Source organism: Flavobacterium denitrificans DSM 15936 (assembly GCF_000425445.1).
GTDB classification, from domain to species: Bacteria; Bacteroidota; Bacteroidia; order Flavobacteriales; family Flavobacteriaceae; genus Flavobacterium; species Flavobacterium denitrificans.
The window spans coordinates 1-13,721 of record NZ_AUDL01000020.1 but is presented as its reverse complement, the minus strand read 5'-3'; the positions used below and the strand labels follow the sequence as shown (position 1 = coordinate 13,721).

At 33.1% G+C, this 13,721-nt stretch carries 9 protein-coding genes, 2 tRNA genes and 1 rRNA gene; 3 read left to right on the top strand and 9 right to left on the bottom strand.

The genetic code is table 11. The features are described 5' to 3' along the window. Position 1: 1 nt before the first annotated feature. The 4 genes from H600_RS0111510 to H600_RS0111495 all read right to left on the bottom strand — a co-directional run bounded on the left by H600_RS0111510 (position 2) and on the right by H600_RS0111495 (position 5,666). Entirely contained in the window at positions 2–2,278 is a 2,277-nt protein-coding gene (locus H600_RS0111510; protein ID WP_026728921.1) for an ATP-binding protein, read from the bottom strand. Then, positions 2,278–2,880, bottom strand: a complete 603-nt coding sequence (locus H600_RS0111505) for a biliverdin-producing heme oxygenase (protein WP_026728920.1) — start codon at positions 2,878–2,880, stop codon at positions 2,278–2,280. The genes H600_RS0111510 and H600_RS0111505 overlap by 1 nt, the downstream gene beginning before the upstream one ends. 109 nt (positions 2,881–2,989) lie before the next feature. Then, the gene (locus H600_RS0111500) at positions 2,990–4,318 is read right to left on the bottom strand and encodes a sensor histidine kinase (protein ID WP_026728919.1); all 1,329 of its coding nucleotides are present in this window, start codon (positions 4,316–4,318) and stop codon (positions 2,990–2,992) included. Position 4,319: 1 nt separating this feature from the next. Beyond that, positions 4,320–5,666: a sigma-54-dependent transcriptional regulator gene (locus H600_RS0111495; RefSeq protein ID WP_026728918.1), complete on the bottom strand. Its 1,347-nt coding sequence runs from the start codon at positions 5,664–5,666 to the stop codon at positions 4,320–4,322. A gap of 273 nt (positions 5,667–5,939) precedes the next feature. Here H600_RS0111495 and H600_RS0111490 point away from each other — a divergent pair, with 273 nt between their 5' ends. Genes H600_RS0111490 through H600_RS0111480 form a run of 3 tightly spaced genes read left to right on the top strand, consistent with a single transcriptional unit; the run spans position 5,940 to position 11,485 of the window. Beyond that, a complete protein-coding gene (locus tag H600_RS0111490) occupies positions 5,940–6,650 on the top strand; it encodes an ABC transporter ATP-binding protein (protein ID WP_026728917.1) in 711 nt (236 codons plus the stop codon). Between the two features lie 4 nt (positions 6,651–6,654). Continuing rightward, positions 6,655–9,066, top strand: coding sequence for an ABC transporter permease (locus H600_RS0111485; RefSeq protein WP_026728916.1), 2,412 nt, complete (start codon positions 6,655–6,657; stop codon positions 9,064–9,066). A 1-nt stretch (position 9,067) separates the two neighbouring features. Beyond that, positions 9,068–11,485, top strand: coding sequence for an ABC transporter permease (locus H600_RS0111480; protein ID WP_026728915.1), 2,418 nt, complete (start codon positions 9,068–9,070; stop codon positions 11,483–11,485). 80 nt (positions 11,486–11,565) lie between these two features. On the opposite strand, the gene lpxA is transcribed toward H600_RS0111480, so the two are convergent. The 5 genes from lpxA to rrf all read right to left on the bottom strand — a co-directional run bounded on the left by lpxA (position 11,566) and on the right by rrf (position 13,490). Further along, positions 11,566–12,339 (bottom strand): acyl-ACP--UDP-N-acetylglucosamine O-acyltransferase, encoded by a 774-nt coding sequence (gene lpxA, locus H600_RS0111475; RefSeq protein ID WP_026728914.1) that lies wholly within the window; start codon positions 12,337–12,339, stop codon positions 11,566–11,568. Between the two features lie 64 nt (positions 12,340–12,403). Then, complete coding sequence (locus H600_RS0111470) at positions 12,404–12,967, bottom strand: Crp/Fnr family transcriptional regulator (RefSeq protein WP_026728913.1); 564 nt, start codon at positions 12,965–12,967, stop codon at positions 12,404–12,406. Positions 12,968–13,150: 183 nt separating this feature from the next. Then, a tRNA-Leu gene (locus H600_RS0111465) sits at positions 13,151–13,236 on the bottom strand. Between the two features lie 6 nt (positions 13,237–13,242). Continuing rightward, positions 13,243–13,315: transfer RNA gene (locus tag H600_RS0111460), tRNA-Phe, on the bottom strand. Between the two features lie 65 nt (positions 13,316–13,380). Beyond that, positions 13,381–13,490: ribosomal RNA gene (gene rrf, locus H600_RS0111455) — 5S ribosomal RNA — on the bottom strand. Between the last annotated feature and the right edge of the window lie 231 nt (positions 13,491–13,721).

Below are 13,721 nucleotides of genomic sequence, written 5' to 3'. Positions count from 1 at the left end.
TTTACAAAGGCAAAAGCGTATCATTCGGGTCACACGGAAAATAAATAATAATATCTGTCCCTTCACCTGGTTTTCCTTCTGCGTGAATATCACCGCCAATAGTCTGCATGATTTTTTTACATAAAGCCAAACCTATTCCCGATCCAGTATATTGTTCCTGCCTGTGAAGTCTTGTGAAAATTTTAAAAATCGATTCGGCATATTGGGGCTCAAAACCAATTCCGTTATCTGAAAAGCGAACCCAATGACAATGCACTTTATACAAGTGCTTCATAATCACTGGTTCTTGAGAAGCTGTAATTATAATCTTTGGTTGCCTATCCGGTGATGCATATTTTAAGGAATTCTGAATAATATTGAGAAATAACTGTCGCATTAAAAAATGTATTGCATGAACTTCAGGAAGCTTTTCAAATTCAATTATGGCATTGCTTTCTGTAATTGTTTCGCTCATTTCTTTAATAGTCGCTTCTAATATTTCGTTCAAATCTACTTCTTGTAAAGTATCTCTGGTATTCTTGATTCTGGTATATTTTAGGATATCTTCCAATAAACCACTCATTCTACTGGCCGATTTCGAAACTCGTTCCAGCGAATTTGAAATCGATTCGGTTGTAATGTCATCAAGTTCTGACAACGTTTTAGAAGTAATTAGCTGAATTTTGCGCAAAGGTTCCTGCAGATCATGCGTACTGATCCAGTTGATATTTTCAAGTTCCGAATTGGTTTCTCTTAATATTTCACTTTGATTACGGTACTTTTCCTCTTCTTCGCTCAACATAATCAATGTAAGATGATTCTGCAACATATGCGCATATTGTCCCGCGGTATTAATTTCGTATGGTTTCCAAATACTGCTTTGATTTTTAACAATCTGTTTCCAAATATTAAACGAATTTCGCGGATGCAAACCATTGCTATCTTTTATAATACTTTTTTCAGGATCACCTCCCCAATTTATTTCCGAAACCGTTTCCGGTCTGTACCATACTATATGATCATTGTTACCAAGAGAATGGTAAATAATCCCGGCAAAATCTGAATTTTGCGCTGTTTCAGGAAAACGATCACTAATTTTATTGGTTACAAAAACTTTATCGTTGCTTTTGGCAGTAATCTCTTTTATTAAAATTTCGATTTTTTCATCTGAGGGTGTTTCTCCATTTTTGAAAATTTTTCCTCTGGAAACAAGAGTAACACCAGTAGCATTACAAATATCTAATATTTGCTGTGTGCTTACAATTGTGTTCAATCCTTCATGCAAAATAGGAAGTTCCAGATTTGTTAATTGTTCGAATGCCAGAGTTGCTTTTTGAGCACTTATATTTTCATCATTAGATTGTCTGATATCAATCTGAGAAGTTATAAACTGTCCCTGAAGTTTGGTCGCCAATCTAATTTCCGGAGAAAGATTTTTCTCTGAATAATGATGGCAGGCAATCAAACCCCACAATCTATCATGGTGAATCAACGAAATGGTTAATGTTGCGCCAACGCCCATATTTTTCAAATATTCTACATGAATTGGTGATGTACTTCGCAATATTGAAAGACTTAAATCCAGATTTTTTCCTTCTTTATCATCAACAGTAAAAATGGGAACTGGCTTATAATCGATATCAACAATTAGCCTCAGTTGGTTTTTAATGTATAATTCTCTTGCCTGAGCCGGAATGTCGGTATGCGGGTAATGCAACCCTAAAAAGGGTTCGAGATCTTCTCTGCAGTCTTCGGCAAAAACTTCTCCATTATATTGTTCGTCAAAACGATAAATCATGACACGGTCGTAACCTGTTATTTCACGGGTTCCCTGCGCGACCAAAGCACACAAATCTCTTAGTGATTTGGTATTGTTCATTTGTGTTACAAACTGAATCGTCTGTGCATAAACATCAGCTAGTTTTTCTTTTCCTGCAAACTTTGGTTCGGCCTCCAAAACATAAATATCAAAACTTTTATGAATGCTTATCTGAAATGGTTTTTCAAAAAGTTCTATTTCCAGTGGAAAAACATCCTGAATTTTATCTTCATTAATATAATCTAAAATCTTTTTCTCAACGTTTAAACCAAAAACAGCAACAAAATCCTGCCCCAATACCTGAGTATGAGTCAAATCTAAAAATCCAGAAATGTTCTCTGTGCAAAAATCAATTTTCCAGGCAGATGTAACACCAATCAAAAAACCATACGGTTGTATTTTACCCGGAATATGTATAGGCTCATGCTCGCAATTGGTTAACGTAACAAGGTCCCGATTGACTATATCCTTAATCTTCATTATTTTGTTTTACGGTCAAAATGCTTATAAATACTATCAAAAGCAAATATTGCTCCTTCTATAATTTCGTCTCCACAATTATGTTCTTGCTCGTATTCTGATAAAAAATTCAGGAATGATTTCCAAAAGCTTCCTGTTTTTTCACCGTAACCATTAAAATATGAAACGCCTTGCTCGCCAGAAAGTTCCCGACGCTTTGAAACATTTTTCAAAATAAATCTTCCGCCAAGCGTTGAACCTTCTACTACGTATAAAATTCCTAAAGCAAATGGTGCCGAAATTCCTTCCGCATAAAAAACTTTTTCTGCGTTTGATTTTTTTGAATTTAAAAAAGAAAGATCATTTTCTATAAGATGCTTCTTTTTTCTTTGTTCTAAATCTTCTAGAAGATTTGTAAAAAAAGGAAAAACAAATGTCTCAGTATCGTTATGAACATCATGCATTAAATTGAGATAAAAAATATAATCTTCTATCTTCATTTCAGGTGACATAATTGAAGCAGAAACTGGAAGTTCTTCTAGTTTTCTATGGGAATCTGCGGTCTGAGTTTTTAAGTCGTTTAAGAAATTTGAAGTTATTGCAAAAGTAGGATTTGTACTCATCGATAAAATTTTATATTATTTTAGAGAGTCTAATTGCAACTTCTCTTACACAAATTTAAATAAAAATTTTTAGTACGATTTAAAAAATGCAATTATGTAAAATGGGCGATTAGCCTTCAATTAGACAAATCTCAAAAGCCGTTTTTCCGTTTTCATTTTTGTAATTAATATAACCGCCGTGCGCTTCGATAATATTTTTAGACAAAGTCAAACCAATTCCGGCGCCTTCATTTCTTGTCGTGAAAAACGGAAGGAAAATTTTGTTTTCGATTTCTTTTTCGATTCCATTTCCGCTGTCTGCAATTTTTATAAAAGTTCGGTTTTCTTTGGCTTCCGCCGAAATGAAAATCTGTTTTTGATTATTGTTTTTTAAAGCATTTATCGAATTCGTCAAAAGATTGATCAAAACCTGCTCCATTTGCTGAGCATCGACATTTATAGAATAATGGAACGAAATCCTGTTTTCAACTTCTATATTTTCTCTTTTAAACAAAGGCTCCATAATATGAAGACAATTGTTTACCAATTCCTGAAGTTCGATTTTCTGTTTTTTAGGCGAAGGCAACATCGCCAGTTTTCGATACCCTTCAACAAATTTCTGCAAATGGTCGCTTCGTCTGAGCATGGTTTCGACACTGTTTTTGATGTCGTCTAAATCTTCGGAAGACAAAGAATCCTGCTCGACCAAATCTTGTAAATTTTGACAAATAGAACGAATTGGCGTGATCGAATTCAAAAGTTCATGCGAAATCACTTTCATCAAATTAATCCAGGCATCTTTCTCTTTTTTCTCGACCACATTCTGAATCGAATCCAATAAAACGATAAAATAATCATTCTCAAAAATTTCTGTTCGCGACGCCTGCAACACAAAAGTCTGTGAATTTTGCTGGTTGATGCTAATTTCGATTGACGTTTTTATTTCCTGAAAATCATCTTTATCAATAATATCGCATAATGTTGGCAAATGACTTTTAAGGTATTTCCATTTTGAGAATTTAGGCACATTAAAATGCGTCGAAAAATAATCATTCATTAAAAAAATGTTCCAGTCATTTTCCTGTTTTTGCAGAATAATAATTCCGGTTTCGATATTATTTAGAATCGAAGTATAAATAATGTCTTTTGAAACTTCTTCGTTTCGCTTGTTTTTCAAAATATCATACAACTCAAACAAATCATTTTTTCCCGATTTATGTTTTGAAAAATCAGAACTAAAATCATTCTGTATTATTGAAGAAATGGTTTTATCATAAAGTAAAATGATACTTTTTACATAATTATACAATTCTACAATCAGCAGAAAAACGATCAAAAAGCCAAAAATAGGCGCAAATACAAATTTGATTTTATGCAGATAAATAGAAAATTCAATTGTAACCAAAATCAAAATTAATCGCAGAAAAAGAAACTGATATGTTTTTAAGGATTTTAGCATATTAGTTGGTGCTGATATTATATTTCTCCAAACGACGATACAACGAACCTCTTGACAACCCGAGTTCTTCGGCGGTTTTACTTATATTGTTGTTGTGTTTTAAAAGCGCTTTTTCTACAGTAGCTTTTTCTACCGACGAAAGCTGAATATCATCTGGATTTTCATATTCGGTAATTTGTTCCAAATCAAGATCAGAAACGGTGATTTTATTATTTTCACAAAGAATAACGGCGCGCTCAATTTTGTTTTCCATTTCTCGAATGTTACCATTCCAGGCGTGTTTTTCAATTTGTTCTAAAACTTTTTTATCAAAGATTATTTGACTTCTTCCGTATTTCTCACTGATTTTTTCCAGCAGATATTCGGCTAACGGAATTTTATCTTCGTTTCTTTCGCGTAGCGGAGGCAAAACAATTTCCATTGTATTGATTCGGTAATACAAATCCTCACGGAAATTTTTGTCGGCAACTTCGAGTTTTAAGTTCAAATTTGTTGCTGTAATTATTCGAACGTTTAAAGGTCTTGGTTTTGTTTCCCCCAATCTTGTTACGGTTTTGGTTTGAATTACCTGAAGCAATTTTGATTGCAAATGAAGTGGAACATTCCCTATTTCATCCAGAAAAATAGTTCCGTTTTGCGCCATTTCAAAACGTCCCGGCGTGTCTGTTTTTGCATCGGTAAAAGCGCCTTTAGCATAACCGAATAATTCACTTTCGAAAATATTCGAATTTAAAGATCCTAAATCAACATTTACAAAAGGCTGATTTTTTCTTTCAGATTGCGTATAAATATGATGTGCCAAAACAAATTTTCCGGTTCCGTTTTCGCCGAGAATCAAAACATTGGCATCGGTTTTTGCTACTTTATCCGCAAGCGAATACGCTTTTTTTATAATTTCAGAATTGCCAATAAAAAAGTCATTAGCCATTTCCGGACTTTTTATTTTCTTTTGCTCTTTTCTTGCTTTATCAACAGCTTGTTTTACCGATTCCAGCAATTTTTTATTTTCCCAAGGTTTCAAAATATAATCAAAAGCTCCAGACTTTAAACCTTCAACAGCCGTTTCGACTTTTCCAAAAGCCGTCATTAAAATCACAACCGTTTTTGGGGAAAGTGTTTTTATTTCTTTCAATAAATACAAACCTTCTCTTCCGTCTTCAAAACCAATTCTGTAATTCATATCCAACAAAACAACATCAATGGTATTTTTTGCCAATAATTCGACAATATTTTTCGGATTATTGAGTGTATAAATGTTCTCAAAATACTTTTTTAGATACACTTTCGACGCAAAAAGGATGTCTTCCTGATCGTCGATGATTAAAATTGAAGCGTTCGTTTTTTTCATTTTTGTTCGGTTTTGGACGAAAGGTGTCCACTTTTGGACAGTGAAGCTTTTTTTCTTAAAATAAAATCTTAAAAATAAAGCAGTTACAAGGTTTAAATTTTTGGCATGAAAATCACAATTGTACTGATAAATCATTAATTATTAAGCTCTTTCGAAAGTAAAAATAACAAAAAATCGCATTGTTAATTATCTTAATTTTCAGACGCGTTTCTTTTGCTTCCGAAGGGAAAAATCCAAAAAGAGAAAATCAATCAAAACTAAAAACACCAATTTATGATCACCATTAAAAAACTTTCAAAAGTATTTAGAACCGAGGAATTAGAAACCAGAGCATTAAGCGAAATTTCATTAACGATCAATCAAGGCGACTTTGTTTCTATCATGGGACCTTCCGGAAGCGGAAAATCAACTTTGTTAAATATCGTCGGGCTTTTGGACAGCGCTTCAGACGGAAGTTATCTTTTGCTAAATCAGGAAATGGTTGGACTAAAAGAAAAATCAAGATCAAAAGCCAGAAAAGAAAACATCGGATTCATTTTTCAAAATTTCAATTTAATTGATGAATTATCGGTTTATGATAATATCGAATTGCCTTTGATTTATAATGATGTTCCTTCTTCTGAAAGAAAAACAAGAATACATGAAATTGCCAACAAACTAGGAATTTCACATCGATTGAAACATTTTCCGCAACAACTTTCAGGCGGACAGCAACAGCGTGTTGCCGTTGCGCGAGCTTTAATCAATAATCCGAAAATTATTTTGGCCGATGAGCCAACGGGAAATTTGGACAGTAAAAACGGAAATGAAGTAATGGAATTATTGACTGATCTTCATGCAAATGGTGCCACTATTTTAATGGTAACCCATTCTGATTACGATGCTTCTTTTTCACAAAAAACAATTTTAATGAAAGACGGAGTTGTACTTTCTGAAAAATTAAACCATAGAAATGTAGATGTTTTGGTAACTTCTAAAAACTAGAGTGATGTTAAAAAATTGGATCAACACATTTTTTTATCACATCAAAAACAATAAACTGTTTTCGATTCTAAATATTTTAGGATTGTCAATCGGAATGGCCACGTTGATTTTTGCGATTCTTTTTTGGAACGACGAACATTCGTATGACCAATGGAATCCAGAAAAAGACAAGATTTATTCGGTCTTAAATGACATTGGCGAAGGTAATATCTGGACAACAAATGCTGCTACAACAGGTCCGATGTTAAAAGCAGTTTCTTCTGATCTGGAAAGCTACTGTTATTTTTATGCCGAATATGCCAAAGATGTGATTTCGTATAATAATAAGAAAGAAGTGCTGAATAAGATTTTTACGGCACAAAGCAATTTCTTTTCTTTCTTTCCGTACAAATTTATTCATGGAAATGCCAAAACGGCGATTCAGGATCGAAACAGTATTGCCTTATCTGAAGAAACTGCAGAAAGACTTTTCGGCACAGAAAACCCGATGGGAAAATTAGTGCGATATGATGGTCAGGTTTTTACTGTTCGCGGTGTGTATCAGCTTTCTGAAAAATCATCTGTGATGCCCGAAGCCGTTACAACGGTTATCGACGACGACTTAAAAAGAACAAAAGACGAATGGAGTTATCATTACGGTTTAGTTTTAAAAATTAAAAATCCAAATGCTACAGATGCCATCATAAAAAACATGGATAACCTTTTCTTCGAAAATGTTACTAAAGCACAAGCCAAATCAGAAGGCCTTTCAATCGAAGAATTTACAAAAAAGTACGGCAATCCTGTAAAAACAAGTTTATTGCCTTTGTCGGAAGCCAAGTTGTATAGTGGAAATCAACCTTTTTCAGAACCAATAGGAAATTTACAATATCTGTTGATTTTGATGGGTTTGTCGATATTAATTTTGCTGCTTTCGATTGTGAATTATATCAATCTGGCCACTGCTAATGCGATAAAAAGAGCTAAAGAAATTGGAGTAAGAAAAATTACCGGCGCTACAAAAGGGCAAATTATAATGCAATTTGTTTTTGAAACGGCATTAATTACTATTTTTTCTGCCTTGTTGGCCTTGGTGTTAGTTGAAATTTTACTACCGTATTATAATTCTTTTCTAAATAAAGATTTGGTTCTAATCGGAGCACAATTTTTCATTCAATTAATAATAATTACATCTCTTGTAATATTGGTTTCAGGAGTTTTGCCGGCAATTTATGTTTCGAATTTTGAAGTATTAAAAGTCTTGAAAGGAAATTTTTCCCGAAGTAAAAAGGGAATCTGGCTTCGTAACGGAATGCTTGTTTTACAATTTGCTATTGCTGCTTTTTTTATCATTGGTTCTTTCATAGTTTACAAACAGGTAAATTTTATGGCCGAAAAAGATTTAGGTTTTAAAGGAACACAAGTTTTAGATATCACCTTTAAACCTAAAAAAGAAAAATCACAATTCGAAAGATACAAACTCATCAAACAGGAAGCCTCAAAAATAAAAGGTGTCGAAGCAGTTTCGACTGCTCTTTTTGCGATGGGATCTCAGGAAAACTCATGGTCTAGTGCGAGTTATCAAAACAGAAAACCGTTTTTAATACAAGAAATGGCAATGGATTTGGACATGCTTGATATGTTAGATATTAAGTTACTAAAAGGACGAAAACTAAATCCAGCAATTTCTTCTGACACTATTTCATCAGTACTTATAAATGAAGAAACGGCCAAATTGATTGGAGAAAAAGACGTTTTAAATAAAAATATTCTTTGGAGAGATCAAAAATTGAAGATTGTTGGCGTGGTCAAAAATTTCAACTATTTCGGGCTTGAAAGCCGAATTGGACCTATGGTTCTCTTTTATGTAACAAAAATTGATGGCGTTCAGGATGACATTAGACATGTTTTTATAAAAGTGAAACCCGACGATATTCCAGAAACTATTGCCCGAATTAATAAATTCTGGACGCAAAAAGTAGATTCTGAATATCCTTTCGAATATAATTTCGTGGATAAAAATTACGCCCGAAACTTTAAAAAATATGAAAACCAAAGAAACTTATTCGCTTTACTGAATATCATCGTAATCTTGATTGCTGTTTTCGGATTGTTTGCGCTGGCTTCTTTTTCTATGGAAAGAAGATTGAGAGAAATCGCGATACGAAAAACGCTTGGTGCAGAAACTAATGTTTTGCTCAAAGATTTGTCAAAACAATATGTTGTTTTTTGTGTGATTGGTTTTTTAATCGGAATATTTCCTGCCTATCTTTTATTGCAAAAGTGGCTTGAAAATTTTGCATTCCGAATTGACATTCCGGTTTTGCCTTTTATAATTGCTTTTGTGTCTTTACTGTTTCTGACACTGACAATCGTTTTGGCAAAAGCGTACCAAGTAACAAAAGTCGAAGTTCTACGATATTTAAAATACGAATAAGATGCTAAAAAACTATATCAACATATTTATTTACCGCTTAAAGCACAACAAGCTTTTCTCTTTCCTTAATATTTTAGGATTGTCAATAGGAATTGCCGGGCTGATTTTTGCACTGCTTTATTGGAACGACGAACAAAATTACAATGCCTGGAATCCTGAAAAAGAAAAAGTATATCAGGTTTTGGTTCAACTAAGCGATATGCCAGCCCTGTCAGATTGTGCCTTATTCCTAAAACCGGCTTTAGACCAAGATCCTAATATAGAATCTATACTTTATGCTGATAGCTGGTATCAAAAGGATAAAATTATTTACAAAGGAAAAAAAGAGTTTGTAGATAAAATTATCAATGTCGAACAAAATTTCTTTTCTTTTTTTCCTTTCGAAATTATTAAGGGCGATGCAATTTCAGCTATAAAAGATGATTCCAGCATTGCTATTTCGGATATTACAGCTAAAAGGATTTTTGGAAATGAGAACCCCATTGGAAAACAAATAAAATGCTTTAACCAGCTCTTTTCTGTAAGAGCCGTGTACCGTATTCTTGGAAATTCTTCGATTGCGCCAAATGTCATAATCAATAAAATGAAACAATATACAACTTCCGGATTGCGGGGTCCGTTTGTTTTAAAATTATTATTAAAAGTAAAAGATCCGTCAAAAGTTGATCTTATAAGACAGAAACTCGAAAGAATTTACAACCACGATTTTATTGCGATAATTGCCAAAGAAGCAGGTTTTACGGTCGAAGTTATGACTAAAAAAGTGGGGCATTTTACAGTTATTCTTGAACCTTTATCAAAAGCCCGATTACACTCGATAACCGATGGTTACCCAGAAACGCGAGGAAATTATCAATTTTTAATCATCATGATGGGCTTATCTGTTTTAATTCTCATTCTGTCGATTGTTAACTATATCAATCTCGCCACTGCAAACGCGGTAAAACGAGCAAAAGAAGTGGGAGTTCGTAAAATATGGGGGGCTTCTAAAGGTGATATTATCATTCAGTTTCTTTTTGAAACTATTTTAACAACCAGTTTCTCTGTTTTACTAGCATTGGTAATCGTAGAACTCGTTTTGCCTTATTACAACAACTTTTTAAATAAAAACATTCTACTTCTTGCCAATCAATTTTATGTACAATTGCTTCTGATTTTCATCATTACAATTTTCACTGCTGGATTATTGCCGGCAATTTATATCGCCAATTTTAAAAGCTTTAAAGTTTTGAAAGGAAATTTCGAAAGAAGCAAAAATGGTATTTGGCTACGTAATGGAATACTTATTCTTCAATTTGCAATTGCTTCTTTTTTCATTATTGGCTCTAACATTGTATATCAGCAAATTAAATATTTACAAAATAAAGATCTTGGTTTTAAAGGCGATCAGGTAATTTCGGTTTCCCTAAATTTTCCATCAATCGAATATCAGTCCGAAAATGTCGCACAAAATATTTACAGTAAATACAGCATTATACAACAACAACTGTATAAAATTAAGGGAGTTCAACAAGTTTCGACTGGCCTTATTTCTTTTGACGGATTAGATAATTCTCTCGCCGGGGTTTTGTACAATAATGAACTTTTTAAGGAAAGAATAATCAATTTGGATTATGGGATGTTTGAAATGCTGAATATTAAAATAATAAAAGGACGAGATTTTGATAAAAAATTAGCGTCTGACACCATTAATTCAGTTATAATAAATGAAACGGCTGCAAAACTAATGAATCTAAAATCTCCTCTTGGGAAAGAACTTGTAATACGGGAGCAAAAATTAAAAATCATTGGCGTTGTCAAAGATTTTAGCATATTAAGCCCCGAATTAAAGGTACCGCCAATTGTTTTCAATCATATTAAAACCTTTGATATGGCTGAAAACATAAATAAAGTTTTCATAAAACTAAATGCTGACAATTTGGAAAACACGATCACAAATATTGAAAAATTATGGTCGAAAGTCGATACCGAATATCCGTTTCAATATGATTTTGTAGACAAACAATATGCGAGAACTTATGAAACTTACTCAAAACAAAAAAGCTTATTTTCATTGCTCAATATTGTTGTAATTCTAATTGCTCTTTTTGGATTATTTGCCTTAGCATCTTATTCTATACAACGACGCATGAAAGAAATTGCCATTCGAAAAACATTAGGTGCCGAAACCAATGTTTTACTAAAAGAATTATCGAAACAATATATTCTGTATTTCATTATTGGTTTTGTAATTGCCTTATTTCCTGTTTACTTTCTGTTGAATAGATGGCTCCAAAATTTTGCATTTAGAATTGACATTACTATAATTCCATTTGTTGCAGGGTTTATTACCTTATTAGTTCTGACTTTAATAATTGTTTTATCACGGGCTTATTACGCAACTAAAGCAAACGTCTTGAAATACCTCAAATATGAATAGTAGACTTATAAAGATATTTTTCATCTAATTTTAATTCGCATAGCAATAAAGCCTCCAATACAAAATATTGGAGGCTTCTTTTATTCTATAATTCCTTTTACAATTCCGCGTTTTGATGATTTAATAAAGTTTAAAATTTCATCTCGCTCAAAAGTCGGCTCAAAATTCAGTTCAATTAATTCTAAGGCGCTTTTAGTATTTCTTCTTTCCTGAAAAATAATTCTGTAAATTGATTTAATCTCTTCTATTTTTTCTAAAGAAAAACCTCTTCTTCGAAGTCCAACAACATTTAAACCAGCGAATCGCAAAGGTTCATGAGCCACAGTTACAAAAGGCGGAATATCTTTCACAATTCTGCTCAAGCCACTAATCATACAATGACTGCCAATTTGCGAAAATTGATGCACTGCAGAGAGTCCGCTTATATTAACAAAATCGCCAGCAACTACTTCACCAGCCATGCCAACACTAAAGCCAATAATACAATTATCGCCAACAAAACAATCATGGCCAATATGAGCATTTGCCATAATTAAATTAGAATTTCCAATGCGAGTTATTCCCTTCGAAGAAGTACCACGATTTATAGTAACATTTTCTCGAATGATGTTATTATCTCCCATTTCCAGTAAGGTGTATTCACCATTGAATTTTAAGTCTTGAGGTATACCGCCAATTACAGCTCCCGAATGAATATGGCAATTATTTCCAATTCTCGAACCACTTGAAATTGTAACGTTATTTCCTAACCATGAATTATCACCTATTATTACATCATTTTCGATTGTGATAAAATTTCCAAAGTGAACGTTTTTTCCAATAATTGCATTTTTGTCTATTACAGTATTTTTCAATAGTACTTAATTTAATAACACAGCAAATATTGGAAAAAAGAAAAATTTATTTTTTGACCTAATGTCAAATAATTGAAGCGCGAATCCTGCTTAAAGTTTCCTGGCTTACGCCAATTAGTGAGGCGATGTGTTTTAGCTTAGCTTTTTGAATAATTTGAGGAAATGATTCTAATAGAAATAGATATTTCTTCTCAGCCGTCATTACACGAAATAAATGATGAAATTCGTTAATTCCAGAAAGATAATGCCGAAGTTGTTTAAGGTGAAATTTTAAAAATAAAGGATATTCTAATAAAAGTTGTTCATCAGAATAAGATAACGAATAGACAATTGTTTCCTCACAAGCCTGAAAAATTTCAAACGAAGGTTTTTGTTCAAAAAAGCTGCTCATGGAAGTTACAAATTGATTATCGGTATAAATCCACTTCGTAACTTCTTCATCATTTTCAAAGCAAAATCTTCGAACAGCACCAGAACTGATGAAATAAATCTTATCGCATATTTTATGCTCTTGAATTATGAAATCGTTCTTCTTAAACTTTTCTTCAACAAAAAATCGCCGAATCGCTTTTTCAGTGTCAGCATCTAACTTTTGAAAACTATTTATAACGGTAATTAGTTCGTTCATAATATAATTTCTAAGGAAGTAAATTTATCATTATTTTATAATATGAATATCTAAAAGCACTTTAAGATCGAATAAAAAAGCTCACAGAGGCAAATAAGACTCTTTAACTTAAAATATATAAAAAATCAAGGAAACATTAATTCAAAAAAAAACTTCAATTAGCAAAGCCAATTGAAGTTTTAGTACTCAGAGCGGGACTTGAACCCGCACGAACATTGCTGTTCACTGGATTTTAAGTCCAGCGTGTCTACCAATTTCACCATCCGAGCATTATGTGGTACCTCCAGGGATCGAACCAGGGACACATGGATTTTCAGTCCATTGCTCTACCATCTGAGCTAAGGTACCTTATTTGCTAATTAGCAAAATTAAGAATAAAAAACCCTGTAACTTACGAAACAGGGTTTTCAAAAGAAAGGCGACGACATACTCTCCCACAATGATGCAGTACCATCTGCGCAGGCGGGCTTAACTTCTCTGTTCGGGATGGGAAGAGGTGAGCCCCGCCGCAATAACCACCTTAAGGTCGTTCGTTGCTTGGGCAACTTTTTAATTAATAATTGATAATTGACAATTGATAATTAAAACAATATCTTAACATACTGAGATAAAGAAAAGTAAATATATTTTAGAAAGTTCTCTCCCTCCGATTGCTCGGAGGGAAAAGTTTGTACATAAGCTTACGGATTATTAGTACTACTCGACTGTGACATTACTGCCTTTACATCTGTAGCCTATCAACGTGGTCATCTTC